The sequence below is a fragment of the Streptomyces sp. NRRL F-5122 genome, assembly GCF_001507435.1.
Classification (GTDB): Bacteria; Actinomycetota; Actinomycetes; order Streptomycetales; family Streptomycetaceae; genus Streptomyces; species Streptomyces lannensis.
The window spans coordinates 1-24,789 of the sequence record NZ_LMWH01000105.1; the positions used below are offsets into that span (position 1 = coordinate 1).

General features: G+C 71.0%; 22 protein-coding genes. 13 read left to right on the forward strand and 9 right to left on the reverse strand.

The features are described from left to right. Nucleotides 1-172: 172 nt before the first annotated feature. The 5 genes from ADL25_RS12450 to ADL25_RS12470 are packed head-to-tail and all read right to left on the reverse strand — an operon-like array spanning nt 173 to nt 5,726. Entirely contained in the window at nt 173-1,483 is a 1,311-nt protein-coding gene (locus tag ADL25_RS12450; RefSeq protein ID WP_059127757.1) for a DUF58 domain-containing protein, read from the reverse strand. Next, nucleotides 1,483-2,472: an AAA family ATPase gene (locus ADL25_RS12455; RefSeq protein WP_107116584.1), complete on the reverse strand. Its 990-nt coding sequence runs from the start codon at nt 2,470-2,472 to the stop codon at nt 1,483-1,485. The genes ADL25_RS12450 and ADL25_RS12455 overlap by 1 nt, the downstream gene beginning before the upstream one ends. After that, nucleotides 2,472-3,662 (reverse strand): DUF4350 domain-containing protein, encoded by a 1,191-nt coding sequence (locus tag ADL25_RS12460; RefSeq protein WP_059127759.1) that lies wholly within the window; start codon nt 3,660-3,662, stop codon nt 2,472-2,474. The genes ADL25_RS12455 and ADL25_RS12460 overlap by 1 nt, the downstream gene beginning before the upstream one ends. Then, the gene (locus ADL25_RS12465; RefSeq protein ID WP_059127760.1) at nt 3,659-4,363 is read right to left on the reverse strand and encodes a DUF4129 domain-containing protein; all 705 of its coding nucleotides are present in this window, start codon (nt 4,361-4,363) and stop codon (nt 3,659-3,661) included. The genes ADL25_RS12460 and ADL25_RS12465 overlap by 4 nt, the downstream gene beginning before the upstream one ends. Before the next feature lie 4 nt (nt 4,364-4,367). Continuing rightward, a complete protein-coding gene (locus tag ADL25_RS12470) occupies nt 4,368-5,726 on the reverse strand; it encodes a glycerophosphoryl diester phosphodiesterase membrane domain-containing protein (protein ID WP_059127761.1) in 1,359 nt (452 codons plus the stop codon). A 141-nt stretch (nt 5,727-5,867) separates the two neighbouring features. Between ADL25_RS12470 and mtnA the strand changes: the two genes are divergently transcribed. The 10 genes from mtnA to ADL25_RS12515 all read left to right on the forward strand — a co-directional run bounded on the left by mtnA (nt 5,868) and on the right by ADL25_RS12515 (nt 16,647). Continuing rightward, entirely contained in the window at nt 5,868-7,010 is a 1,143-nt protein-coding gene (mtnA, locus tag ADL25_RS12475) for an S-methyl-5-thioribose-1-phosphate isomerase (RefSeq protein WP_059127762.1), read from the forward strand. Nucleotides 7,011-7,104: 94 nt separating this feature from the next. Continuing rightward, nucleotides 7,105-8,037: a MerR family transcriptional regulator gene (locus ADL25_RS12480; protein ID WP_059127763.1), complete on the forward strand. Its 933-nt coding sequence runs from the start codon at nt 7,105-7,107 to the stop codon at nt 8,035-8,037. Between the two features lie 53 nt (nt 8,038-8,090). After that, nucleotides 8,091-8,657 carry a GNAT family N-acetyltransferase gene (locus ADL25_RS12485; RefSeq protein ID WP_079050318.1) on the forward strand — a complete coding sequence of 189 codons (567 nt, stop codon included), beginning with the start codon at nt 8,091-8,093 and terminating at the stop codon, nt 8,655-8,657. A gap of 78 nt (nt 8,658-8,735) precedes the next feature. Next, nucleotides 8,736-8,963 carry a hypothetical protein gene (locus ADL25_RS48935; RefSeq protein ID WP_147317922.1) on the forward strand — a complete coding sequence of 76 codons (228 nt, stop codon included), beginning with the start codon at nt 8,736-8,738 and terminating at the stop codon, nt 8,961-8,963. Between the two features lie 174 nt (nt 8,964-9,137). Further along, a complete protein-coding gene (gene mtrA / locus ADL25_RS12490) occupies nt 9,138-9,827 on the forward strand; it encodes a two-component system response regulator MtrA (RefSeq protein ID WP_015659998.1) in 690 nt (229 codons plus the stop codon). 1 nt (nt 9,828) lies between these two features. Further along, complete coding sequence (gene mtrB / locus ADL25_RS12495) at nt 9,829-11,862, forward strand: MtrAB system histidine kinase MtrB (protein WP_059127764.1); 2,034 nt, start codon at nt 9,829-9,831, stop codon at nt 11,860-11,862. Further along, a complete protein-coding gene (locus tag ADL25_RS12500; RefSeq protein ID WP_107116585.1) occupies nt 11,852-13,675 on the forward strand; it encodes an LpqB family beta-propeller domain-containing protein in 1,824 nt (607 codons plus the stop codon). Before mtrB ends, ADL25_RS12500 begins: the two co-directional genes overlap by 11 nt. Nucleotides 13,676-13,792: 117 nt before the next feature. Further along, nucleotides 13,793-14,686 (forward strand): ComF family protein, encoded by an 894-nt coding sequence (locus ADL25_RS12505; RefSeq protein ID WP_059127766.1) that lies wholly within the window; start codon nt 13,793-13,795, stop codon nt 14,684-14,686. A 315-nt stretch (nt 14,687-15,001) separates the two neighbouring features. Next, the gene (hpf, locus tag ADL25_RS12510; protein ID WP_374203022.1) at nt 15,002-15,694 is read left to right on the forward strand and encodes a ribosome hibernation-promoting factor, HPF/YfiA family; all 693 of its coding nucleotides are present in this window, start codon (nt 15,002-15,004) and stop codon (nt 15,692-15,694) included. Between the two features lie 206 nt (nt 15,695-15,900). Next, on the forward strand, nt 15,901-16,647 hold the full coding sequence (locus ADL25_RS12515; RefSeq protein ID WP_059127768.1) for a response regulator: 747 nt from the start codon (nt 15,901-15,903) through the stop codon (nt 16,645-16,647). A 36-nt stretch (nt 16,648-16,683) separates the two neighbouring features. Here ADL25_RS12515 and ADL25_RS12520 read toward each other — a convergent pair whose 3' ends face one another. Then, the gene (locus ADL25_RS12520) at nt 16,684-17,886 is read right to left on the reverse strand and encodes a winged helix-turn-helix domain-containing protein (RefSeq protein WP_059127769.1); all 1,203 of its coding nucleotides are present in this window, start codon (nt 17,884-17,886) and stop codon (nt 16,684-16,686) included. A gap of 81 nt (nt 17,887-17,967) precedes the next feature. Continuing rightward, nucleotides 17,968-18,546 (reverse strand): GNAT family N-acetyltransferase, encoded by a 579-nt coding sequence (locus ADL25_RS12525; RefSeq protein ID WP_059127865.1) that lies wholly within the window; start codon nt 18,544-18,546, stop codon nt 17,968-17,970. A gap of 301 nt (nt 18,547-18,847) precedes the next feature. Between ADL25_RS12525 and secA the strand changes: the two genes are divergently transcribed. Further along, a complete protein-coding gene (gene secA / locus ADL25_RS12530) occupies nt 18,848-21,658 on the forward strand; it encodes a preprotein translocase subunit SecA (RefSeq protein ID WP_059127770.1) in 2,811 nt (936 codons plus the stop codon). Nucleotides 21,659-21,731: 73 nt separating this feature from the next. On the opposite strand, the gene ADL25_RS12535 is transcribed toward secA, so the two are convergent. Then, a complete protein-coding gene (locus ADL25_RS12535; RefSeq protein WP_059127771.1) occupies nt 21,732-22,256 on the reverse strand; it encodes an Rv3235 family protein in 525 nt (174 codons plus the stop codon). Between the two features lie 345 nt (nt 22,257-22,601). Between ADL25_RS12535 and ADL25_RS12540 the strand changes: the two genes are divergently transcribed. After that, nucleotides 22,602-23,117 carry a DUF6912 family protein gene (locus tag ADL25_RS12540; RefSeq protein WP_059127772.1) on the forward strand — a complete coding sequence of 172 codons (516 nt, stop codon included), beginning with the start codon at nt 22,602-22,604 and terminating at the stop codon, nt 23,115-23,117. 82 nt (nt 23,118-23,199) lie between these two features. Beyond that, the gene (locus tag ADL25_RS12545) at nt 23,200-23,865 is read left to right on the forward strand and encodes an HAD family hydrolase (protein ID WP_059127773.1); all 666 of its coding nucleotides are present in this window, start codon (nt 23,200-23,202) and stop codon (nt 23,863-23,865) included. Between the two features lie 37 nt (nt 23,866-23,902). Here ADL25_RS12545 and ADL25_RS12550 read toward each other — a convergent pair whose 3' ends face one another. Then, the gene (locus ADL25_RS12550; RefSeq protein ID WP_059127774.1) at nt 23,903-24,469 is read right to left on the reverse strand and encodes a DJ-1/PfpI family protein; all 567 of its coding nucleotides are present in this window, start codon (nt 24,467-24,469) and stop codon (nt 23,903-23,905) included. Between the last annotated feature and the right edge of the window lie 320 nt (nt 24,470-24,789).

A 24,789-nucleotide genomic window follows, 5' to 3' on the forward strand; every position in this document is an offset into this window, starting at 1 on the left:
ATGGTACTGCAGGGGGGACCCTGTGGGAGAGTAGGACACCGCCGAACAAATTGTGAGGGAAACCCCGTACCGTTGGTACGGGGTTTTCCGCATTTCCGGGCCCTTTTGGCGTCGGGTTTCAGGGGAGTCCGGACTCCCCTTCCGCCCTTGATGCGAAATCCTTGATACGAATTCAGAGACGACCCGCGGCCTTGAGCGCGAGATAGGCGTCGGCGAGTGCCGGCGCCAGTTCCGAGGGAGTCGCGTCCACGACGGTGACCCCCCGGCGGCGAAGCTGTTCGGCCGTCCGTGTGCGTTCCGTCTGGGCCTGGGCCGCTGCGGCCGCCTCGTACACCGCGTCCGTGTCACCCCGAGCCGTCGCCATGCCGGCGATGTGCGGATCGGCCACCGAAGCGAGCAGTACCGAGTGGCGCTGGGTGAGTTGGGACAGCACGGGGAGGAGTCCCTCCTCGACGGGTGCCGCGTCGAGCGTGGTCAGGAGGACGATCAGAGAGCTGCGTGGCGCGCTGCGGAGAGCGGTGGCCGCCAGACCTCGTGCGTCCGTCTCCACGAGTTCCGGCTCCAGCGTCGACATGGCGTTGACCAGGGACGGCAGGACTTCGCGCGCGGCCCGGCCCTGTACCAGGGCCCGTACCCGGCGGTCGTAGGCGAGCAGGTCCACGCGGTCGCCGGCACGGGAGGCCAGGGCGGCCAGCAGCAGTGCCGCGTCCATGGCGGCGTCCAGGCGCGGGGCGTCACCGACCCGTCCGGCCGAGGTGCGGCCGGTGTCCAGGACGAGCAGGATGTGGCGGTCCCGTTCCGGGCGCCAGGTGCGTACCGCGACGGTCGACTGGCGCGCTGTCGCGCGCCAGTCGATGGAGCGGGTGTCGTCCCCGGGAACGTAGTCGCGCAGACTGTCGAACTCGGTGCCCTCGCCGCGGGTCAACACACTCGTGCGGCCGTCCAGTTCGCGGAGGCGGGCCAGCTTGGAAGGAAGGTGTTTGCGGCTGGTGAAGGGCGGCAGGACCCGGACCGTCCAGGGGACTTTGTGGGTGCCCTGGCGGGCGAAGAGGCCGAGCGGACCGTAGGAGCGGATCGTGACACGGTCCGCCTGCCGGTCGCCCCGGCGGGTGGGCCGCAGACGGGTCGTGAGGCGACGGCGCTCCCCCGGAGGGACCGTCAGACCGTGGCGGGATGCGGCCTTCTCGGTCCCCGGTTCCCAACTGCTCGGCGGCCAGGCGTCCCGCACTCGGGCCCGCAGCGGGCGCCCCGAGGGGTTGGTGACGGTGAGCGTCACGTCGACGGATTCGCCCAGGCGTACCGAGGTGTCGCCGGAGCGGGTCAGACCGAGCCGGCGCACGGGTGCGGCCAGCGCGAAGTCGCAGGCGCACGCCAGTGCGAGCGGGCCGTTGACGGCGAGGATGCCCGTCCAGCCCGGTTCCCAGATGCCTACCGGGAGGGTGCCGAGTGCCGCAAGCAGGGCGGCGCGTCCGGTGAGCGCCATCAGCGGGGCACGGGGACGTGGTTGAGGATCGCGTTGATGACGGAGTCGGCGGTCACGCCCTCCATCTCTGCCTCGGGGCGCAGCTGGATGCGGTGACGGAGTGTCGGGAGGGCCAGCGCCTTCACGTCGTCGGGGGTGACGTAGTCACGGCCCGTCAGCCAGGCCCAGGCGCGTGCGGTGGACAGCAGTGCCGTCGCGCCTCGGGGCGACACCCCGAGGGTGAGGGACGGGGACTCGCGGGTGGCGCGGCAGATGTCCACGACGTAGGCGGCGATCTCAGGGGAGACCGTCGTCTTCGCGACGGCGGCGCGTGCGGCCTCGAGATCGGCTGGACCCGCCACCGGGCGTACGCCGGCGGCGCGCAGATCACGGGGGTTGAAGCCCGCGGCGTGCCGGGTGATGACGTCGATCTCGTCCTGCCGGGACGGCAGCGGCACGGTCAGCTTGAGCAGGAAGCGGTCCAGCTGGGCTTCCGGCAGCGGATACGTGCCCTCGTACTCGACCGGGTTCTGCGTCGCCGCCACCAGGAACGGCTCCGGGAGGGGGCGCGGGGTGCCGTCGACCGTGACCTGGCGCTCCTCCATCGCTTCGAGGAGGGACGACTGGGTCTTCGGCGGCGTGCGGTTGATCTCGTCGGCGAGCAGCAGGTTGGTGAAGACCGGGCCCGGTTGGAACGAGAACTCGGCGGTCCTGGCGTCGTAGACGAGGGAGCCCGTGATGTCGCTCGGCATCAGGTCGGGCGTGAACTGGACGCGCTTGGTCTCGATTTCGAGGGCGGACGCGAGGGCCCGGACGAGCAGCGTCTTGGCGACTCCGGGCACTCCTTCGAGAAGGACGTGGCCACGGCACAGGAGTGCGACGACGAGACCGGTCACGGCGGGGTCCTGGCCGACCACGGCTTTGGCGATCTCGGCGCGCAGGGCCTCCAGCGAGGCGCGGGCCGTGCCCGCGTCCCCGGTGTACCCGGCGTTGTCAGTGGTCGGGTCCATCATGGACGGCGTACCTCACTTTCGAGGGCGTCAAGTTGGTCGGCGAGGGAGATCAGGGCCGCGTCGTCGCCGGGCGGCGGGCCGAAGAGCAGGGAGTGCAAGGACGGTCCGTCGCCGTGGAGGTGAGCGGACAGCGCGGGGAGCAGGACCTCGGGCGTGTGTGCCTGGGCGAGCGGGACGCCCACAAGAGGGGCGAGGCGGGCGCGGGTTGCGGAGCGCAGGGCGGTGGCCGCGCGGTCGCGGGCATTGGCCTTGCGGTAGAGGCGGGCGCGGCCTTCGACGGCTTCGGAGGCGCGGATCGCCACGGGGAGTTTTTCGGGGACCAGCGGGCCGAGTCGGCGTGCCCGCCAGAGCGCTGCGAGTGCCGCGGCGACAAAGAGCTGCAGCGTGCCCCAGAGCCATCCCGAGGGCAGCAGGTCGAAGAAGCTCTTACGGCCGGAATCCGTGGCCGAGGGGTCGGAGAACGAGGGGAGGTACCAGACCACATGCGGGCGGGAACCGAGCAGTTGGAGGGCGAGCGAAGCGTTGCCCTCCTCGTCGAGACGGTTGTTGTAGAGGATGTCCGGCGATCCGAGGACGACGGTGTCGCCGCCCCCCGAGGCGGCCGGGAGGCGCACCAGGGTGGGCAGCCCGTCGCTGGGGTAGCAGATGTCGGCGCCGGCCGCGTTCGCCACGTAGCGGACTCCGCCCGTGTCGGCCGTGCCCGCTCGCCGGGCCGCGGGCAGTGCGCAGTCCGGTTCCAGCGTCGAGGCGAAGGCGACGGCGGGGTCGGGCGAGATCCCGGGGGCGAGCGTGCGGACCGAGGCCGTGGGGGTGACGAGGACCGTGCGGCCGCCGGAGCCCTCCATCGCCTCGTGCACCAGTCGCTGTTGACGGCTCGTCAACTGATCGGGCACTGCGATCAGGAGCGTGGTGTCGGAGCCGGCCGTATCACGCGCCTCGGCGAGGGTGGTGACGACGCGGGTGGACACACCCCGGTCGGCGAGCAGGGCGGCGACGGCCCGGCTGCCGTACGGGTCGGCGGACCGCGGGTCCAGACGGCCGTGATGGGCGTCGGAGCGGACGACGGCGATCACGACCGCGCCGACCAGGAGCAGCACGACGGCGAGCAGGACACCGCGCGCCCGGGTCCACACCTGACGGGTGGTGGGCGAGGCCGAGGTGGACGCGGGTGGGGCCTCGATGGTCATCCGGCGGCTCCCTGGCGGGCGTCGAGGGCCGTGGCGGCCGGCGCGGGCCGGGTGCGCTCGAGATCGGCGTCGAGGTCCGCGAGCCGGCGGTACGTTCCTTCGCCGGCGGACCGTCCGCCGTATGTGACGTCGTCGAAGTCGCGGGCCGCGGCGCGCAGTCGGTCCGCATGGCCGGGCAGGGCGCGGCCGGCCTCGGAGGCGGCTTCGTCGGCGGTGCGGCCGGGCCGGACGTCGAGCAGGGCGCGTTCCTCCAGGGAGCGCACGACGGCGCGCATGCGTTCCTGGACGGCCTGGCTCCAGTGGCCCTGGGCGGCATGTGCCTCGGCGGCCGCGCGATGTTCGGCGGCACTGCGGGGGCGGTCGTCGAAGAGCGTCGCTGAGGCCGTGGGTGTGCGCTGGGGGGTGCCCAGCCGCCACCACAGGGCCCCGAGAACCGCCAGCACCGCCAGGACGATGACGACCAGCCCCAGCGCTCCACCGGGCGTCGCGGTCGAGGCGGCGGTGAAGAGCCGCTCGACCCAGTCCCAGAAGGCGTTCAGAGCACGCTGCAGCAGCCCCGGGTCGTTCTCGTGGTACATCCGCTTGGCCAGCTCACGCCGGGCCGCCTCCCGCGCCGGATCGCGCGGGATCGTCACCGGTGGCTCGTCGCCCGAGTGCCACAGCACCGGCACGACTTCGAGCACTCCCCCCGTCAGGCTCACCGCATCAGCTCCCGGGGGTGGTGCCGGGGGCCGCGGAGCCGGGCTCCGGGACGCCGGCCGCACGGGCCAGGTCGAGGTCGAGGGCCTCGCGCCGGATGCGCTGGTCGATGTAGAGCAGCACGGTCACGCCCGCGGTGATCGGGAAGGAGAGCGTACGTCCGATCACCGAGCCGATCCCGCTGACGATGAGGAACGTCCAGCCGATGCCGGTCTCGGTGCCGTCGAGGAAGCCGCCGAAGCCGCTGCCGCCGAGTGCTCCGGCGAGGACGGCGAAGGGGACCACGACGAGCGACGACACGATGCTCGCGATGATCTGGGCGAGCACCTGTATGCCGGTGACCCGCCACCAGGAGCCGCGCACCAGCTTCGCGGAGCGGCTCATCGACTTGCGGATGCTCTGTTTCTCCAGCATCAGCGCGGGCGAGGCGAGCGAGAAGCGCATGACGAGCCACAGGGCGACGACACCGCCGGCGACTCCGCCGACGACGGCCAGCGCGACGCCCACGGGCACCGACGCGGTCACCGCGACGATGATGCCCGGCAGTGTGCCCACGGCGATGATGCCGAAGGCGATGAGCGGCAGCAGCAGTGTGAGGCCCAGCAGCCGCAGCAACTGCGGGCGGGCGTCCCGCCAGGCCTCCGCGGTGGTCACCGCCCTGCCGAGGACGGCTCGGCTGGTGACGGTGGTGAGCAGGGCCGTGGCGATGATCGTCCCGAGCAGGGCGATGATCGAGACGACGGCGGAGCTCACCAGCACGCCGCCCAGAGTGCGGCTCACCTCGCTGAAGGAGGCGTTGGGGTCGTTGAGGGTGTCCGCGGTGGCGCTGTCGTTCAGGACGAGTTTCTGCAGCAGGATGACCAGCGTCTCCGTGAGCACGGCGACGGCCAGCGAAATGCCGAGCACAGTGCGCCAGTGGGTGCGCATGGTCGAGACGGCGCCGTCGAGGATCTCGCCGACGCCGAGCGGGCGCAGCGGTATCACTCCGGGCTTGGCGGCGGGGGGCGGACCCCAGTTGCCTCCCCAGGCCCCGTGGCCGCCGCCGTAGCCCTGCTGGGGACCGCCCCAGCCGCCGTATCCGGCGCCCTGGCCTCCGTAGCCGCCGGGAGCGGCGGGCGGGTAGCCGCCCCAGCCCGGGCCGGGAGGCGGCGGCGGAGGCGCCTGGCCTGGCCCCTGGGGCTGTCCCTGAGGCTGGGGAGCGGACCACTGGGCGGGCGGGGGCTGCTCCTTGGACCAGTTCGGGCCATGCGGCTGATCGCCGCCCTGGTCCGAGGGCTGCCTTGGGGGCTGCGCGCCGGAGGCGTCCGGCTGCTGCCCGTCGGAGGGGGCGGATCCGGGCGAGGCCCAGCCCGGAGTGTCTTCCATCATCGCTCCTTCACGGTGCCCGTCCGCGGGGCGCGGCGGCCAGTAGGCAGCCATCGTGCCACGCTGCGTTCGTCAGGGGACCGGGGGGAGAGCCCGCTGTATACCTTCAATTGTCGGCCGGGTACGGGGCAGACTGACCGCATGGCTGATCAGTACGCGCAATTCGGCGAGGACAAGCAGTCGGCGGGAATACCCGTGATCCGCTGGGACGAGCCGCCCGAGGGGCCCGTGCTGGTGCTTCTCGACCAGAGAAGGCTGCCCACGGACGAGGTCGAACTCGTGTGCACGGATGCGCCTGCCCTGGTGGAGGCGATCCGCACGCTCGCGGTCCGTGGTGCGCCGCTGCTCGGGATCGCCGGGGCGTACGGGGTCGCGCTGGCCGCAGTACGCGGCTTCGACGTGGACGAGGCCGCCGCCGCGCTGGCCGGCGCGCGGCCCACCGCGGTGAACCTGGCCGTCGGCGTGCGCAGGGCCCGGGAGGCGTACGGGGCGGTGCTCGCCGACGGCGGCGGCCGGGAGCGGGCCGCCGAAGCGGCGCTCGGCGCGGCCCGGGCGCTGCACCGGGAGGACGCCGAGGCCAGCGCCCGGATGGCGCGGCACGGCACGGCCCTGCTGGACGAACTGCTGCCGGGCGGCGGACACCGGGTGCTCACGCACTGCAACTCCGGAGCGCTGGTGTCCGGCGGGGAGGGCACGGCGTTCGCGGTGGCGCTCGAGGCGCATCGCGCGGGCCGGCTGCGCAGGCTCTGGGTGGACGAGACGCGTCCGTTGCTGCAAGGCGCTCGGCTGACGGCGTACGAGGCGGCCCGCAACGGGATGGCCTACACCTTGCTCACGGACAACGCGGCGGGCTCGCTGTTCGCGGCCGGGGAGGTGGACGCCGTACTGATCGGGGCGGACCGGATCGCCGCCGACGGTTCGGTGGCGAACAAGGTCGGGAGCTATCCGCTCGCGGTGCTGGCCCGGTATCACCATGTGCCGTTCATCGTGGTGGCGCCCGTGACCACCGTGGATCCGGACACGCCGGACGGGGCGTCCATCGAGGTCGAGCAGCGGGCCGCACACGAGGTGACGGAAGTCGCCGCACCGCGGGCGCCGATGGCGGGAGCGGAAGCGGGAGGCGGGATACCGGTGGCCCCTCTGGGGACTCAGGCGTACAACCCGGCCTTCGACGTGACGCCTCCCGAGCTGGTGACGGCGATCGTCACCGAAGAGGGTGTCGTCTCGCCCGTGACCTCGGAGGCACTGGCCGCGCTGCGTGACGGTTCACGTCAGCCGCTCTGAGTGCAAGGGCTCGCGCGTCCGGGCCCTCAGGGGTCGGCCGCCGGCGGACGGATGGGCTTGAGTCTCCCGTAAGGGGAGACGCCAAGGTGGGGGCATGGACGGCGACACGCTCTACTCGATCGGCGAACTGGCCCGGCGGACCGGTCTGACGGTCAAGACGATCCGGTTCTACTCCGATCGCGGAATCGTGGCGCCCACGGACCGCAGCCCGGCCGGCTACCGCCGGTACAAAGGCGACGCCGTCGCGCGCCTGGACCTGGTACGGACCCTGCGGGACCTGGGGCTGGACCTGCCCACGATCCGCAGGGTCGTGAATCGGGAGCTCGCGCTTCCCGAGGTCGCGGCGGCACACGCCGGAGCCCTGGCCGTGCAGATCCGCGTCCTGCGCCTGCGGCATGCGCTGCTGACGGCGGTGGCCGAGCGGGGGCTGACTGCTGAGGAGGCGGATCTCATGCACAAACTGGCCCAGCTCTCCGAGGACGAGCGCCGGCGTCTGATCGGGGAATTCCTCGATGCCGCCTTCGGCGGTCTCGGCGCCGCGTTCGCGGGAGTCAGACGCTCGATGACACCCGAGATGCCCGACAGTCCCGATGCGGAGCAGGTGCGGGCGTGGGTGGAGTGGGCCGAACTGATCCTGGACCCGGATTTCCGCGCCGGCATGCGGCGGATGGCCGAGGACCACGCGGCCGAACAGGCACTGGGCGACACCGCTACCCCGCGTCGCGACCTCGCCGCCGTCGTCCGTGACCGGGTCGGCCCCGCTCTGGCGGCTGGTATCGATCCTGCTTCCCGCCGGGCCGATCCGATCGTCGCGGCACTGGCGGCCCACCAGGCACAGGTTCTCGGCCGCCCCGACGACGCCGAGCTGCGCCGACTGCTGCTGGCCCGGCTGGAGAGCGTGAGCGACCCGCGCCGGGATCGGTACGTCGAGCTGCTGGCAGTGATCAACGGCTGGCCTGCCCCGGAGAGCCTGGCACCGGCGCTCGGTTGGTCGGTCCAGGCCGTGCGGGTCCGAATGGAGCGGTAGTGGGCCGGGAATCGTCGGCAACGGAGCAGAACGCCGGAGCATACGATCTGCCGGTGAACGACACCGTCGTCCTGCATGCAGATGCCACGCCGTCCGCTGCGGCCCTCGCCCTTCGTCCCTGGTGTGCGAAGGACGTCGCCGCCCTCGTCGAAGTGTTCCGGGATCCCGTACTGCGCCAGTGGACCAGCTCGGTCGTGGAGAACGAGGCCGATGCGGCGCGGTGGGTGCGGGGCCAGGAGCGGGGCTGGTCGGCGGGGGAGCGGTTCGGTTTCGCGGTCCTCGAGGCGCGGTCCGGACCGGACGACGAGCAGTTGGTGGGCCATGTGGTGCTGAAGGAGGCCGTCGCCGGCCGGCCGTCGGCCGAGGTGGGCTACTGGACCGCTGCACATGCCCGCGGGCGAGGGGTCGCGCCGCGCGCTCTGGAGGCTCTTTCCGGCTGGGCCTTCGACGCCCTGGGCGCCGACGGGCTGGAGCGTCTGGAACTCCTGCACCAGGTGGACAATCCGGCCTCGTGCCGTGTGGCGCACAAGAGCGGATACAACCTCGACAGGGTCCTGCCCGCGGCGCCGCCCTCGTTTCCCCGCGAGGGTCATCTGCACATACGGCGCAGGGGCGACTGAGATCCACCGGCGGCAGTACGTAGCCGCGAAGTCGCACAACCGTGCGTACTCGCTCGGATCAGCCAGTACTCTCAGCTCATGGCCGACAACACACCGCCGCGACGTCGACCTGCCATCACCGTGCTGGTCGTCTGGCCGACGCTGTCACTCGCAGGGTGGGGCGTGGCCCACGTCCTCGGCGGACCGGAAGATCTCGCCGACTCCGCCGCGACGGTGGGAACTTTGATGGCGGCCGTGGCGGTGGTGGAGCGGGTGCGTCAGTGGCGGAAACGCGGCCGCAGGGGCGGGCCCTCGGTACAGCGGTGAGGCGGTCCGTCCGGCACGGCGGCCGCTGTGCCGGACCGCCGGGCAAACAGGGCCGACATCCGGCACTGACATCGGCGTCGGCGAACGAGGGCAGACAGTGATGGTCGCGTACGACTATCGTCACAGGCCAGTGACCTTGTTCACCAGCGCCCCGGTCGCCGTTATGAGAATGGGATGATGTCGTTTATGAAGGGACGAGTCCTTGTCGTCGACGACGACACAGCACTGGCCGAGATGCTCGGCATCGTGCTGCGAGGTGAAGGTTTTGAGCCGTCTTTCGTAGCCGACGGCGACAAGGCGCTGGCCGCCTTCCGTGAGACCAAGCCCGACCTGGTGCTGCTCGATCTGATGCTGCCCGGGCGGGACGGCATCGAGGTGTGCCGCCTGATCAGGGCCGAGTCCGGTGTGCCGATCGTGATGCTCACGGCCAAGAGCGACACCGTCGATGTGGTGGTGGGGCTCGAGTCGGGCGCGGACGACTACATCGTGAAGCCGTTCAAGCCGAAGGAACTGGTCGCCCGCATCCGCGCGCGGCTGCGCAGGTCGGAGGAGCCCGCACCCGAGCAGCTCGCCATCGGTGACCTCGTCATCGACGTGGCCGGTCACTCCGTGAAGCGGGACGGGCAGTCGATCGCGCTGACACCGCTGGAGTTCGACCTCCTGGTGGCCCTGGCCCGCAAGCCGTGGCAGGTGTTCACCCGCGAGGTCCTGCTGGAGCAGGTCTGGGGCTACCGCCACGCGGCGGACACCCGTCTTGTCAATGTTCACGTGCAGAGGCTGCGCTCGAAGGTCGAGAAGGACCCGGAGCGGCCGGAGATCGTGGTGACCGTTCGTGGTGTCGGTTACAAGGCCGGGCCCAGCTGACATGTCCCGCGACAGCGCCGCTTCGGCGCCCGGTCGGGCGGGCGCCCTGCCGGGGCGGCCTGTCGGCCGGGGACGGTTCTTCGAGGGTGGGCTGCTCCAGGGCGGAGTCCAGGGCAGCCCGGTCCTCCGGCTCCTCATGCGCTGGGTACGCCGTCCGCTGCTGCCCGTGATGCGGCTGTGGCGACGCAACATCCAGCTCAAGATCGTCGTCACGACGCTGCTCATGTCGCTCGGCGTGGTGCTGCTGCTCGGATTCGTCGTCATCGGACAGGTCCGCAACGGCCTGCTGGACGCCAAGGTGAAGGCGTCGCAGAGCCAGGCCGCGGGCGGCTTCACGGTCGCCGGGCAGAGGGCCGACAGCGCCGCCAGCGCGAGCGGCGGCGACGACAACTCGGGCGCCGACAACCCCGTCCAGAACGTCAGCGGCTGGATGGGCGACCTCGTCGAGTCGCTCTCCAGCGGCGGCCAGGGCGCCTTCGACGTGGTCACGCTGAGCACGTCCGCCGCGGACCACGACAACCCCGGCCTCGGACCGCGCGCCTCGGGCGGTGTGGACCCGAGCCGGAGCGTTCCGGAGGATCTGCGCAGGCGTCTGGACGCGGGTCTGGGCGTGGCCCAGAGCTACACCCGCATCTTCTACACGGACAGCCACCGCGATCCGCAGCCGGGACTCATCATCGGCAAGCAGATCAACGACCCCAACGGGGATCCGTACCAGCTGTACTACCTCTTCCCGCTGACGCAGGAGGAGAAGTCCCTGAGCCTCGTCAAGGGGACGCTCGCGACGGCCGGGCTCTTCGTGGTCGTGCTCCTCGGGGCCATCGCCTGGCTCGTGGTGCGCCAGGTCGTCACACCCGTAAGGATGGCCGCGGGCATCGCCGAACGCCTGTCCGCAGGCCGTCTGCAGGAACGTATGAAGGTCACCGGCGAGGACGACATCGCCCGCCTGGGTGAAGCCTTCAACAAGATGGCGCAGAATCTGCAGCTGAAGATCCAGCAGCTGGAGGACCTGTCGCGGATGCAGCGGCGGTTCGTGTCCGACGTCTCGCACGAGCTGCGTACACCGCTGACGACCGTGCGGATGGCGGCCGACGTCATCCATGAGGCGCGTGTCGACTTCGACCCGGTGACCGCGCGTTCGGCGGAACTGCTCGCCGACCAGCTGGACCGGTTCGAGTCGCTGCTCGCCGACCTGCTGGAGATCAGCCGCTTCGACGCGGGCGCCGCGGCGCTGGAGGCGGACGCGATCGACCTGCGGGACGTCGTGCGCCGGGTGGTGAGCGGTGCCGAGCCGCTCGCGGAGCGCAAGGGCACGCAGATCCGCGTGGTCGGTGACCAGCAGCCGGTCGTGGCCGAGGCCGACGCCCGGCGCGTGGAGCGTGTGCTGCGCAACCTCGTGGTCAACGCGGTCGAGCACGGCGAGGGCAAGGACGTCGTCGTCAAGCTCGCCACGGCGGGCGGCGCGGTCGCGATCGCGGTGCGGGACTACGGCGTGGGACTCAAGCCCGGCGAGGCCACCCGGGTCTTCAGCCGCTTCTGGCGGGCGGACCCGGCACGGGCCAGGACCACCGGCGGTACGGGACTTGGACTGTCCATCGCACTGGAGGACGCACGTCTGCACGGCGGCTGGCTGCAGGCGTGGGGCGAGCCCGGCGGGGGCTCGCAGTTCCGGCTGACGCTGCCGCGCACCGCCGACGAGCCCCTGCGCGGCTCGCCCATACCGCTGGAGCCCATGGACTCCCGGCGCAACCGCGGGCTCAACGACGCCGGCCTGCCCCACGGCGGTTCGGACGGCAAGCTCGCCACGGTACCGAGGCAGTCCACCGGCGAGTCGACCCCGCCGCGTGATCCGATCGCTTCGCGGTCGGCCACGGTGATGCCCACGGCCGACCCGACCGCACTGCCCGGCAACGGCGCGCGGGTGGTGCCGCGTCCGGCCGGGCCCGTGCGGCCCCACGACGACAGGACACAGGAGCCTCCGCTCGGCGGCGGGCCGGACGAGCGGAAACAGGGGGAGGCGTTTCGTGGGCGCTGAGGGGGGCGGCCGGCGGCGTGCGCTGCGTATGGGGGTGTTCGCCGGTTGCGGTGCCCTGCTGCTGGCGGGGTGTGCGTCCATGCCGGACAGCGGCGGACTGAGCGGGGTCGAGTCCACGCCGCGGCAGGACGCCCAGGTGCGGGTCTTCGCCGTGCCGCCGCGCGAGAACGCCGGGCCCGGGGAGATCGTGCGGGGCTTCCTGGAGGCACTGACCAGCGACGACCCGAGGTATGAGACGGCCCGCGAATATCTGACCGACAGCGCGCGCCGCAGCTGGAACCCGGACGCCTCCACCACCGTGCTGTCCGACGGGCCGAACCTCGAGGGCGCGCACAGCAGGAGCGGGGAGGCGCAGGACGACTACGCCTACACGCTGGGCGGAAGCAGGCTCGCCGTCGTGGACTCGCAGCACGCGTTCGCGCCGGACTCGGGCGCGTACAGCACGGCGGTGCATCTCACGCTGGAGAAGAAGTCCAAGCAGTGGCGCATCGACTCGCTGCCGCAGGGCGTGGTGATGGGCAAGTCCGACTTCCAGCGCAACTACGTGTCGGTCAACAAGTACTACTACGCCTCGAACGTGCCCGCGGCGGTCACCGGACAGCTGAGCACCGTGGCGGACCCGGTGTATGTGCGCGGCAAGGTGGATCCGGTGACGTCGATGGTCCGCTCGCTGCTGGCCGGGCCGACGCGCTGGCTGAATCCCGTGGCGACGTCGAGCTTCCCCTCGGGCACGGCGCTCGGGAAGGGCGTCACCTCGCTGTCGCCGGACGACCAGAACAGGCTGACGGTGCCGCTCAACGGCAAGGCCGACCGGGTCGGGCCGACGCAGTGCAGCAGGATGGCGGCGCAGCTGCTGTTCACGCTCCGGGACCTGACGCCCACCGGCGTGAGCCAGGTCGAGCTGCAGCGGTCGAACGGCAAGAAGCTGTGCGACCTGAACGAGAACCGCGCCGAGATCATCGCCTCGCACAGCACGGGCGGAGGGGCGGACGAGTACTTCCTCGACGGCAAGCAGCGGCTCGTCAGTCTGTCGAGCACCTCCAAGGACCCCGAGCCGGTACCGGGCGCGCTGGGCGAAGGCGGCAAGAAGCTGCGGGCGGCCGCGATCTCGCTCGACGAGGAGAGGGCGGCCGGGGTCTCGGACGACGGGCGGAATCTGTACGTGGGGTCCCTGGTCTCGGGTTCCTCGCTCGGTGACCCGGTACTGACCAGCCAGGGCGCTTTGCCGGGCGACCGGCTGACGACGCCGAGCTGGGACGGCGGGGGCGACCTATGGGTGGCCGATCGCGACCCCAAGCGGGCCCGTCTGGTGATGCTGCAGCAGGGCGCGGGCGAACCGGTGGAGGTGAGCACGCCGGGCCTCGACGGGCGTATCAACGCGGTGCGGGTGGCCGCGGACGGCGTGCGGATCGCACTGATCGTGGAACAGGGCGGAAAGACGTCGCTGCAGATCGGACGGGTCGAGCGGGACGAGGGGGGTGACGGACGGCGTTCCGTGTCGATCCTCGAACTCCACTCGGTGACTCCGCAGCTGGAAGAGGTCTCGGCCATGTCGTGGGCCGGGGACAGCCGGCTCGTGGTGGTCGGGCGCGAGTCCGGCGGTGTGCAGCAGTTGCGGTATGTACAGGTCGACGGCTCGACACCGACGGTCACCGCGCCGACCTCGCTCACCGGCGTCAAGCAGATCGCGGCGTCCGAGGACGAGCGGCTGCCGCTCGTGGCCTACTCCGAGGACGGCATCGTGCGTCTGTCGGCCGGGGCGCAGTGGCAGAAGGTGGTCAAGGAGGGAACGGCCCCCGTCTACCCGGGGTGAGCCGGGCAGGCACGCCCCGGGCACAGGTGTCCGGGTGCGGGCTCCGTGCCCCCGTTGTCCACAGGCGGTTGTCCACAGGCCTGGCACGCCGCCGCGGGCGTTGGCACAGTGGTGGACATGCGGGCGTGGTGGCAGGACCTCACCGACCTGGTGCTGCCGGCAGACTGCGGCGGTTGCGGCAGGCCGCGCATGGTGCTGTGCCCGGAGTGCCGCGCGGCGCTCCACGGAAGGGCGCCGCGCCGGGTGCGACTTGCGCCGGAGCCGGCGGGACTGCCGGTGGTGCACGCGGCGGCCGCGTACCAGGGCGCCGTACGCGCCACGCTCCTGGCACATAAGGAGCGCGGTGCACTGATGCTGGCGCGCCCCCTCGGGACGGCCTTGGCCGGGGCGGTACGGGCGGGGTTGATCACGGGCGGGACCGGGGCAGCCGTGGCCGCGGCCCGCGCGGTGTCCTCGCGTACCGCCGCCGGCCGGGTGCCCGTGCTGCTCGTGCCCGTGCCCTCCTCCCGACGCGCCGTGCGGGCGAGAGGCCATGACCCCGCACGGCGGATCGCGCTCGCGGCGGCGGCGGAACTGCGCAGGAGCGGGACGGCGGCCCGGGTCGCGGCGGTGCTGCGGCATCGGCGGGCCGTGGTCGACCAGGCCGGACTCGGCGCACGGCAGCGGCTGGCCAATCTCGCGGGAGCCCTCGAGGTGGCCGGCGCGGGCGCGGCGCTGCTCACGGGCGGCCGGATCGTTCTTGTCGACGACCTGATGACCACGGGCGCCTCCCTGGGAGAGGCGGCGCGTGCGGTCCGTACGGCGCTCGTGGATGCACGGACGGGGGACACGGAGGTGTATGCGCGTGTGGCGGGGGAAGCAAGGGGGGAACGGAGAGCAATACGGACGGCGGCGCGGTCGCACCGGGCGCCTGAGCCGCAGGGAATGGCCGCTGGGAACGGCCTCGAAGACCGGATCTGTGCGGCGGTGGTCGCCTCCTCGCCGGAATCTTTCGAAATGAACCGGAACTGACTGAGAACTTGCATTGCCGCAGGTCATGGCTAGGCCAATTCACCTGAATGGAGGTACGCCGCAGTAGAGGGTGACGACATCCTGCCGGGCGAGATATGTTCGGTTGTGAGGGAAAGGCGCCGGCCGTCCCTCGCTTATTCCATTGCCGTGCTGCGGGTTTTCTGCAATCACCCGTTGCGGTGAGGTGGAGATCTCGCCCACGGGGGAGGAGGAGGTGGACGTCACCGAGTCCGGGGCTCCGGTGGTCACTGGAGCCTGGTGCACAAGGGAGATGCTCCGCCAGGGATGCGGAGCGATCCGGGAACGGAGTTCTGCGTGGACATCGTCGTCAAGGGCCGCAAGACCGAGGTGCCCGAGCGGTTCCGGAAGCACGTGGCCGAAAAGCTGAAGCTGGACAAGATCCAGAAGCTGGATGCCAAGGTGATCAGCCTCGATGTTGAGGTGTCCAAGGAGCCCAACCCCCGGCAGGCCGACCGCTCCGACCGAGTGGAGATCACGCTCCGCTCGCGCGGTCCGGTGATCCGGGCGGAGGCGGCGGCCAACGATCCGTACGTGGCGCTCGACCTCGCCGCGGAGAAGCTCGAGGCCCGGCTGCGCAAGCAGCACGACAAGCGCCACACCCGCCGCGGGGTCCGCAGGCTCACGGCAGCCGAGGTGCCCGACCACGTCCCGGGTGCGGTGACCCTGAACGGCAACGGCGGGCTCGTGTCGGAGGAAGAGCCGGACGGTGTGCCGACCAAGAAGATCGGATCGCTCGAGGTGAAGGGCGAAGGCCCCCTCGTCGTCCGCGAGAAGACCCACGTCGCCGCTCCGATGTCGCTCGACCAGGCGCTCTACGAGATGGAGCTGGTCGGGCATGATTTCTACCTGTTCGTCGACTCCGAGACCAAGCAGCCCAGCGTCGTCTACCGACGGCATGCCTACGACTACGGCGTCATCCACCTGAGCACGGACCAGATGGTGGCTCAGGCGCAGATGGCCGCCGCAGGTGGAGCACTCGGCGGCTGATCCCGCCGGGTGAACGCGGTAACCGGTGCCTCTGGCGGGCCTGTGCGCCCCCAGGGGCACCGGTGTGCGACCAGTTCGCGCCGTGCTCCGGCACCGGAGTGTCGCCCGGGCATGGAATCATGGCGGCAACGGCCCAACCGGTGGGCCGTTGCCTTGGGTTGGCGATGGCACAGGACCACGGGCCACAGCCTTCAGGGGGAGGAACGATGGCGGACAGCTTCGGACCGATGCGAGACGGGGACGCCGACGACGGCGTCGCCGGCATGGGCCCGGAGGAGGGCTCTGCACGCAAGGAGCCCATCCGTGTCCTCGTCGTGGACGACCATGCGCTCTTCCGTCGCGGCCTGGAGATCGTGCTCGCGGCCGAGGAGGACATCCAGGTCGTCGGCGAGGCCGGGGACGGCGCGGAAGCGGTCGACAAGGCGGCCGATCTGCTCCCCGACATCGTGCTGATGGATGTGCGGATGCCCAAGCGCGGCGGGATCGAGGCGTGCACCTCCATCAAGGAGGTGGCGCCCAGCGCGAAGATCATCATGTTGACGATCAGCGACGAAGAGGCCGATCTCTACGATGCGATCAAGGCCGGCGCGACCGGCTATCTCCTGAAGGAGATCTCCACGGACGAGGTCGCCACGGCCATTCGAGCCGTCGCCGACGGGCAGTCGCAGATCAGCCCGTCCATGGCGTCGAAACTCCTCACCGAGTTCAAGTCGATGATCCAGCGGACCGACGAACGCCGGCTGGTCCCTGCGCCGCGGCTCACCGACCGGGAGCTGGAAGTCCTCAAACTCGTCGCCACGGGGATGAACAACCGGGACATCGCCAAGGAGTTGTTCATCTCCGAGAACACCGTGAAGAACCATGTGCGCAACATCCTGGAGAAGCTGCAGCTGCACTCCAGGATGGAGGCCGTGGTCTACGCGATGCGGGAGAAGATCCTCGAGATCCGCTAGCGGGACGGGTCCGTGGCGATCCGCCGGTACCGTGGGTCAGCCCACGGCACGCGCCAGCTCCTGGACCAGGGGCTCGCGCAGATCCGGGACGTCCACCCGCTCCACGCGTACGTCCGTGCAGTCCACCCATGCCGCCGCCTCCAGCAGGGCCTGGGCCACCCCCGGAACGGCCCTGGGGCCCTCGAGCGTGACCTGCTTGGCCACCAGCGTGCGGCCCTCGCGTGCGGGGTCCACACGGCCGACCAGCCGACCGCCCGCGAGGACCGGCATCGCGAAGTAGCCGTACACCCGCTTCGGTTTGGGCACGTACGCCTCCAGGCGATGGGTGAAACCGAAGATGCGCTCCGTGCGTGCCCGCTCCCAGACCAGGGAGTCGAAGGGCGACAGCAGCGTCGTACGGTGGCGGCCGCGCGGCGGGGTGGCCAGCGCCTCCGGGTCCGCCCAGGCGGGCTTGCCCCAGCCCTCGACCGTCACCGGAACCAGGCCCGAGTCCGCGATCACCGCGTCCACCTGCTCGCCCTTGAGACGGTGGTAGTCCGCGATGTCCGCGCGCGTACCGACGCCGAGGGACTGACCGGCCAGGCGGACCAGGCGGCGAAGGCACTCGGCGTCGTCCAACTCGTCGTGCAGCAGCGGCTCGGGGACGGCGCGCTCGGCGAGGTCGTACACCCGCTTCCAGCCGCGCCGCTCGACGCACACCACCTCGCCGTACATCAACGCACGCTCCACCGCGACCTTGGTGCCGGACCAGTCCCACCACTCGCTGGTCCTCTTGGCGCCGCCCAAGTCGGTCGCCGTCAGCGGGCCTTCGCTGCGCAGCTGCTTGATGACCTGGTCGTAGACACCGTCCGGGAGGCTGTGGTTCCAGTGCGGACGGGAGCGGTAGGCGCGGCGCCGGAAGGCGAAGTGGGGCCACTCCTCGATGGGGAGGACGCACGCGGCGTGGGACCAGTACTCGAACGCATGGGGCCGGGGCTCGGACGCGCCGTCGGACGCCGGGGTCCAGTAGGCCGAGTCCACCGTCTTGCGACCTATGGCGCCCAGGCGGGCGTACGGGATCAGTTCGTGTGACCGGGCGAGGACGGAGATGGTGTCGAGCTGGACCGCGCCGAGACGGCGCAGCACGCCGCGGACCCCGGCCCTGCGGTCGGGGGCACCGAGGAAACCCTGGGCGCGCAGGAAGATGCGGCGGGCTTCGTCGGCGGTCAGTTCGGTGACGGGACGCGGAAGACTCGGCATGGTGACACGGTAAGGCCCCGCACTGACAAAGCGGCCTGAGCTGGTCTTTTGTCCTGAACAGGCCGACGGGACGACGGCCCGCTAGGGCGTCCGGGAGGGGGTCGGCAGATAGGGGGCCGTCGAGGGCAGTCCCAGGTCCGACGGCAGCAGTGAGCCCACCCAGCAGTCCCGGCGCACCCCCTTGTTGTTGATCGCGGAGCGCAGGACACCCTCGATGGTGAAACCCGCGCGTTCCGCGACCGCCAGGGAGCCGGCGTTGCCCACCTCCGCGCGCCATTCCACACGGTCCACCGACAGACGGATGAAGGCCCAGCGCGACGCGCCGAGCGTGGCTTCCGTGATGTAGCCGTTCCCCCGGTGCTCCTTCGCCGTCCAGAAGCCCACCTCGGCGACGCCCAGTGAGCGCATCGTGAGGCCGAGCATGCCCACCAGAGTCCCCGCGGGAAGGAACACTCCGAAGGTGAACATCGAGGCGTCGGCCCAGCCGTCGGGTGCCAGCTGCCCGACGAACCCTTCCGCGTGCTCACGCAGATACGGCGAAGGGATCGTGGTCCAGCGCTGGATGTCCGGGTCCTGCGCGGCCGCGTACACCGCGTCCGCGTCCTGCGCACCCACGGTGCGCAACAGGAGACGTTCGGTGGTCAGGGTGACGGGGTCCATCGCCCGATTCTGCTCGGCCTCCCGCCGCGACGCCATGATTTTTCACACCCGGTCGCCGTCGCCCCGGCATCGGTCGCGCGGTCCCGCCACGCCGTTGTGCCCGCGGGCTCGTCACTGCGTGAATGGACGGTTACTTTTCGTGGCACGGACTCGGCACCTTCCGCCACGCCCGTCCGTTGTCCTAGTGGCTGTCACCGGCAGACCTCCCGGCGCGGTGGGGTCCTCGCTTACGATGGCCGTTGCTCAAGCTGTCCTACGTAACCGACCGTCCCAGGCCCGACCGGCAAGGAGACAAACCCCCGTGTCCGTCCTCTCGAAGATCATGCGTGCAGGCGAAGGCAAGATCCTGCGCAAGCTGCACCGCATCGCGGACCAGGTCAACTCCATCGAAGAGGACTTCGTCGACCTCTCCGACGCCGAGCTGCGGGCCCTCACCGATGAGTACAAGCAGCGGTACGCCGACGGCGAAAGCCTCGACGACCTGCTGCCCGAGGCGTTCGCGACCGTCCGTGAAGCGGCCAAGCGCGTCCTCGGCCAGCGTCACTACGACGTGCAGATGATGGGCGGCGCCGCGCTCCACCTCGGCTACGTCGCGGAGATGAAGACCGGTGAGGGCAAGACGCTCGTCGGCACCCTGCCCGCGTACCTGAACGCCCTGTCCGGAGACGGCGTCCACATCGTCACGGTCAACGACTATCTCGCCGAGCGCGACTCCGAGATGATGGGCCGCGTCCACAAGTTCCTCGGCCTGAGCGTCGGCTGCATCCTCGGCAACATGACGCCGGCCCAGCGCCGTGAGCAGTACGGCTGCGACATCACCTACGGCACGAACAACGAGTTCGGCTTCGACTACCTGCGCGACAACATGGCCTGGGCCCAGGACGAGCTCGTCCAGCGCGGTCACAACTTCGCGATCGTCGACGAGGTCGACTCCATCCTGGTCGACGAGGCCCGTACGCCGCTGATCATCTCCGGCCCGGCCGACCAGGCCACCAAGTGGTACGGCGACTTCGCCAAGCTGGTCACGCGCCTGAAGAGGGGCGAGGCGGGCAACCCGCTGAAGGGCGCCGAGGAGACCGGCGACTACGACGTCGACGAGAAGAAGCGCACGGTCGCCATCCACGAGTCCGGGGTCAGCAAGGTCGAGGACTGGCTGGGCATCGACAACCTCTACGAGTCGGTGAACACCCCGCTGGTGGGCTACCTCAACAACGCGATCAAGGCCAAGGAGCTCTTCAAGCGCGACAAGGACTACGTCGTCATCGACGGCGAAGTCATGATCGTCGACGAGCACACCGGCCGTATCCTCGCCGGCCGCCGCTACAACGAGGGCATGCACCAGGCGATCGAGGCGAAGGAAGGGGTGGACATCAAGGACGAGAACCAGACGCTCGCCACGATCACCCTCCAGAACTTCTTCCGCCTCTACAACAAGCTCTCCGGCATGACCGGTACGGCGATGACCGAGGCCGCCGAGTTCCACCAGATCTACAAGCTCGGCGTGGTCCCGATCCCGACCAACAAGCCGATGATCCGCAAGGACCAGTCGGACCTGATCTACCGCACCGAGGTGGCCAAGTTCGAGGCGGTCGTCGACGACATCGCCGAGAAGCACGAGAAGGGCCAGCCGATCCTCGTCGGCACCACCTCGGTCGAGAAGTCCGAGTACCTCTCGCAGCAGCTCGCCAAGCGCGGCATCCAGCACGAGGTGCTCAACGCGAAGCAGCACGACCGCGAGGCCGTCATCGTCGCCCAGGCCGGCCGCAAGGGCGCCGTCACCGTGGCCACCAACATGGCCGGCCGCGGTACGGACATCAAGCTCGGCGGCAACCCCGAGGACCTCGCCGAGGCCGAGCTGCGCCAGCGCGGGCTCGACCCCGAGGAGCACATCGAGGAGTGGGCCGCGGCCTTGCCCACCGCCCTGGAGCGTGCCGAGCTCGCGGTCAAGACCGAGAAGGACGAGGTCGAGGAGCTCGGCGGACTGTACGTGCTGGGCACCGAGCGGCACGAGTCGCGCCGTATCGACAACCAGCTGCGCGGTCGTAGCGGACGTCAGGGCGACCCCGGCGAGTCCCGCTTCTACCTCTCCCTGGGCGACGACCTGATGCGTCTGTTCAAGGCCCAGATGGTCGAGCGCGTCATGGCGATGGCCAACGTGCCGGACGACGTGCCGATCGAGAACAAGATGGTCACGCGCGCGATCGCGTCCGCCCAGTCGCAGGTCGAGCAGCAGAACTTCGAGACCCGGAAGAACGTCCTCAAGTACGACGAGGTCCTCAACCGGCAGCGCGAGGTCATCTACGGCGAGCGGCGCCGCGTCCTGGAGGGCGAGGACCTGCACGAGCAGATCCAGCACTTCATGGACGACACGATCGACGCCTATGTGGCCGCCGAGACCGCCGAAGGCTTCTCCGAGGAGTGGGACCTGGACCGGCTGTGGGGCGCCTTCAAGCAGCTCTACCCGGTGCGGGTCACCGTCGACGAGCTCGAGGAGGCCACCGGCGACCGGGCCGGGCTGACCGCCGAGTTCGTGGCCGAGTCCATCAAGGACGACATCCACGAGCAGTACGAGCAGCGTGAGGCTCAGCTCGGCTCCGAGATCATGCGTGAGCTGGAGCGCCGGGTCGTGCTGTCGGTCCTGGACCGCAAGTGGCGCGAGCACCTCTACGAGATGGACTACCTCCAGGAGGGCATCGGCCTGCGCGCCATGGCGCAGAAGGACCCGCTGGTCGAGTACCAGCGCGAGGGCTTCGACATGTTCACCGCGATGATGGAGGGCATCAAGGAGGAGTCCGTCGGCTACCTGTTCAACCTGGAGGTCCAGGTCGAGCAGCAGGTCGAGGAGGTCCCCGTCGAGGACGCCAAGCCGTCCCTGGAGAAGGAAGAGGCGGTCGCGGCGCAGGCCGCCCGCCCGGAGATCCGTGCCAAGGGCCTCGACGCCCCGCAGCGCCGCGAGCGGCTGCACTTCTCCGCGCCGACCGTGGACGGCGAGGGCGGCGTCATCGAGGGCGACTTCGTCGGCGACGACGAGCCGGTGCGCTCGGAGGCGGACGGCCTCACGCGCGCGGAGCGCCGCAAGCAGGCGAAGGGCGGACGGCGCCGCAGGAAGTGACGCTGCCGCCGGCGACACTGCCGTGGTGAGGGGCCGGGCACCCGAGGGTGCCCGGCCCCTCGTGTCGTTGCCTTCAGTCGCCGTCCGCCCGTGGCATCCGCGGCCCGCCCAGTTCCACCGCCGTGCAGCGCCAGCGGTGGTCAGGACCGCACTCCAGGCGGAATGCCATCGCGCGCAGCGTGTCGCCCGCGCCGATGCGGGCGAACGCCTCGATGGCGCCCGGGCGCGGGACGTAGTAGCCGATGTCGCGGACGACCGGATGGCTGCCGCGGGTGCGCAGCGGGCCGCGTTCGGCGAGCCACGCCAGCTCGTCATAGGCCCGGCCGGCCGTGTGGCGGAGCATGCTGTGCACCGGCCGCCGGCCGCTCAGCACGGACACCAGCCGGTCGGCGAAGAGGTCGGTCGGACGGGGCTGGGGGACCGGGCCGGACGGGTCCGGCGTGGCGGGAGCGGCCGCCGTACGGGACGTGCCGCGGCCCGGTGCGGAGCGGCGGGGTGTGGGGCCCGGCCGGCGGGTGTCGTGGCGGACCGGTGGACGGCCGCCCGGGTGCCGCCGGGCCCCGGTCGTCGGCTTGTTCCTGGTCATCACCTTGTTCATGGGAATCCCCGTTTCGCGGGACCGGCTGATACCGGTCGGTAACTTCTCGATGGGGATCTTGTACGAGGTGGAGGACCCCGTCCGCAAGGAAGCCGGGAGCGCGCCGGGACCGCCCGTGGGTTCACCTATCAGGATGAGAAGCAGGGCGGGATGCCTTGGAACCGCGGGGGCGCACCGGGTGAGCCACGGGCGCCCCGGTTGACGTCCGGGAAGGCTCCGGCCGAGACCCGAAGGGGGACGCCCGCACGTATCCTGGGGTGACTCGCCGAAGGCGCGCGGGCGACCTCCACAGGGTCCTCGTACACGCCCTCCGGCCGCCCTCTCCGACTACGAAAGCGGCTCGCCATGCGCGTCTACGTCCCCCTGACCCTCCACGGTCTCGCCGAGGCGTACAAGACGGGTGAGCTGGGCGCGGGGCAGATGGCGGCCTACGCCGTCACGCCCGCACTGCGCGAGTGGTACCTCTCCGACGACATCGAGGAACTGGAGTACGCCGCGCTCAACCGGGCCGCGCTGGCCTCGCTGCGGCTGCTCGCGGCCGACCCGGGGGCGCCGCGGCGACGTGTGGTCGTCGCGGTGGACGTACCGGACGGAGCCGCGGCCGCCGATCCCGACCGCGCACTGGACCCGGCGGCCCTCGGCGAGGTGCGGGTCGTCGGACCCGTACCGCTCGGCAAGGCGGCCGCGGTGCACGCCGACGCCGACGACGCGGAGGCGGACCTGACCGCGGCTGCCGAGGCGCTGGAGGCGGCGGACGGCGGCGACGACGACGCGCAGTTCGTCGTGGACGGCGCCGAGGACCACGAGCTGCTCTGGTACGCGACGCAGGAGATTCCCCAACTGCTCGGCCCGAGCGTCTGACCTGGCGTTTTTTCTCCGAGCCCTGTCCGCGTCGGCGCCTGTCGGCACGTGATTGTCACCGTGGCCGGGTACGTTTTCGGGCATGGGGACGTACGTAAGCGCGCACATCGTCTGGGACTGGAACGGCACGCTGTTCCACGACAATGACGCGATCATCGGGGCGACGAACGCGGCCTTCGCCGAACTGGGCCTGGAGCCGATCACGCTGGAGAAGTACCGGACGCTGTACTGCGTGCCGGTGCCGAAGTTCTACGAGCGGCTGATGGGGCGGCTGCCGACGAACGCCGAGTGGGAGGTCATGGACGCGGTCTTCCACCGGTACTACATGCTGCACCGGGTGCGGTGCGGGCTGACCGAGGGCGCCGCGGATCTGCTCGCGGGATGGCGGTCGGCGGGCCGCAGCCAGTCGCTTCTGAGCATGTACGGGCACGACGAGCTCGTCCCGCTGGTCAGGGGCTTCGGGATCGAGACGCACTTCCTGCGCGTGGACGGACGGACCGGGCCCTCCGGTGGCAGCAAGGCCGAGCACATGGTCCGGCACCTGCGGGCACTGGACGGCGTGGAGCCGGCGCGCACGGTGATCATCGGGGATGCCGCGGACGACGCGGTCGCGGCCCGGCACGTGGGAGCGCAGGCCGTCCTGTACACCGGGGGCTCCCACAGCCGTGCCAGCCTGGAGGAGGTCGGCGTCCCGGTGGTGGACACACTGGCGGAGGCGGTCGCGGAGGCGGAGCGGCTGGCGGCGTGAGCGGGTGCGGCGTCCGAGGACGCCGCACCGCCCGGAATCAGGTCACCGGCGCCTTGGCGCGCAGGACCGTCAGGAACTCACGCATCCAGCCGGAGTGGTCGGGCCAGGCCCGCGAGGAGACGAGCGTGCCGTCGACGACCGCCTCGGCGTCCTGGAAGGTGGCGCCCGCCGCCTGCATGTCCAGCTCCAGCGCGGGATAGGCCGTGACGCGCCGCCCGCGCAGGGCGTCGACCGCGGCCGTGAGCAGGGGGCCGTGGCAGATCTGGGCCACCGGTTTGTCGGTGTCGAAGAACGACTTGAGGATCTTGCGGAGCTCGGGGTCGTTGCGCAGGTACTCCGGGGCGCGGCCGCCGGGGATGACGATGGCGGCGTATTCACCGGGGTCGACCTCGGAGAAGGCGAGGTCCGCGGGCCAGGTGTAGCCGGGCTTCTCGGTGTACGTGTCGAATCCGGGTTCGAAGTCGTGGACGACGAACCGGAGGGTCTTGCGGGTGGGGGCCGCGATATGGACCTCGTACCCCTCCTCGCGCAGGCGCTGGTAGGGATACAGGACTTCCAGTGATTCTGCCGCGTCGCCGGTGACGATCAGGATCTTCTGCGTCATGTTCGCCGTGCTCCCCTCGGTCGTGCGGACGGCTCCGTCGGGTGCTTCTGGCAACGTGCCCGAGGTCGAGGGTGCTTGCCAAGGGGCCTCGTACCACTCGTACAGACGTGCTCGCTGTTCGTACAGCCATGCTCGCACCGACGGGAGTGCACGGCAGCGCTCCCCGCGCCCCTGTGCAGAACGTCAAAGTTCGACCCCCTGTTTTGTACACATACGGCTCATGACGTGCCCCCCGTGATGAGCGATAGCCTTGTGGCGTGATCAGCGCGATACATCGCGGGGACGTCGTCGTCCCTGCCCTGCGCCCGGTGAGCACGGAC

Excerpts from the sequence above, each read along its gene's own strand:
- ADL25_RS12450 (WP_059127757.1), bottom strand. The coding sequence starts at position 1,483 with ATGGCGCTCACCGGACGCGCCGCCCTGCTTGCGGCACTCGGCACCCTC.
- ADL25_RS12455 (WP_107116584.1), bottom strand. The coding sequence starts at position 2,472 with ATGGACCCGACCACTGACAACGCCGGGTACACCGGGGACGCGGGCACG.
- ADL25_RS12460 (WP_059127759.1), bottom strand. The coding sequence starts at position 3,662 with ATGACCATCGAGGCCCCACCCGCGTCCACCTCGGCCTCGCCCACCACC.
- ADL25_RS12470 (WP_059127761.1), bottom strand. The coding sequence starts at position 5,726 with ATGGAAGACACTCCGGGCTGGGCCTCGCCCGGATCCGCCCCCTCCGAC.
- mtnA (WP_059127762.1), top strand. The coding sequence starts at position 5,868 with ATGGCTGATCAGTACGCGCAATTCGGCGAGGACAAGCAGTCGGCGGGA.
- ADL25_RS12480 (WP_059127763.1), top strand. The coding sequence starts at position 7,105 with ATGGACGGCGACACGCTCTACTCGATCGGCGAACTGGCCCGGCGGACC.
- ADL25_RS48935 (WP_147317922.1), top strand. The coding sequence starts at position 8,736 with ATGGCCGACAACACACCGCCGCGACGTCGACCTGCCATCACCGTGCTG.
- mtrA (WP_015659998.1), top strand. The coding sequence starts at position 9,138 with ATGATGTCGTTTATGAAGGGACGAGTCCTTGTCGTCGACGACGACACA.
- mtrB (WP_059127764.1), top strand. The coding sequence starts at position 9,829 with ATGTCCCGCGACAGCGCCGCTTCGGCGCCCGGTCGGGCGGGCGCCCTG.
- ADL25_RS12505 (WP_059127766.1), top strand. The coding sequence starts at position 13,793 with ATGCGGGCGTGGTGGCAGGACCTCACCGACCTGGTGCTGCCGGCAGAC.
- ADL25_RS12515 (WP_059127768.1), top strand. The coding sequence starts at position 15,901 with ATGGCGGACAGCTTCGGACCGATGCGAGACGGGGACGCCGACGACGGC.
- ADL25_RS12520 (WP_059127769.1), bottom strand. The coding sequence starts at position 17,886 with ATGCCGAGTCTTCCGCGTCCCGTCACCGAACTGACCGCCGACGAAGCC.
- ADL25_RS12525 (WP_059127865.1), bottom strand. The coding sequence starts at position 18,546 with ATGGACCCCGTCACCCTGACCACCGAACGTCTCCTGTTGCGCACCGTG.
- ADL25_RS12535 (WP_059127771.1), bottom strand. The coding sequence starts at position 22,256 with ATGAACAAGGTGATGACCAGGAACAAGCCGACGACCGGGGCCCGGCGG.
- ADL25_RS12540 (WP_059127772.1), top strand. The coding sequence starts at position 22,602 with ATGCGCGTCTACGTCCCCCTGACCCTCCACGGTCTCGCCGAGGCGTAC.
- ADL25_RS12545 (WP_059127773.1), top strand. The coding sequence starts at position 23,200 with ATGGGGACGTACGTAAGCGCGCACATCGTCTGGGACTGGAACGGCACG.
- ADL25_RS12550 (WP_059127774.1), bottom strand. The coding sequence starts at position 24,469 with ATGACGCAGAAGATCCTGATCGTCACCGGCGACGCGGCAGAATCACTG.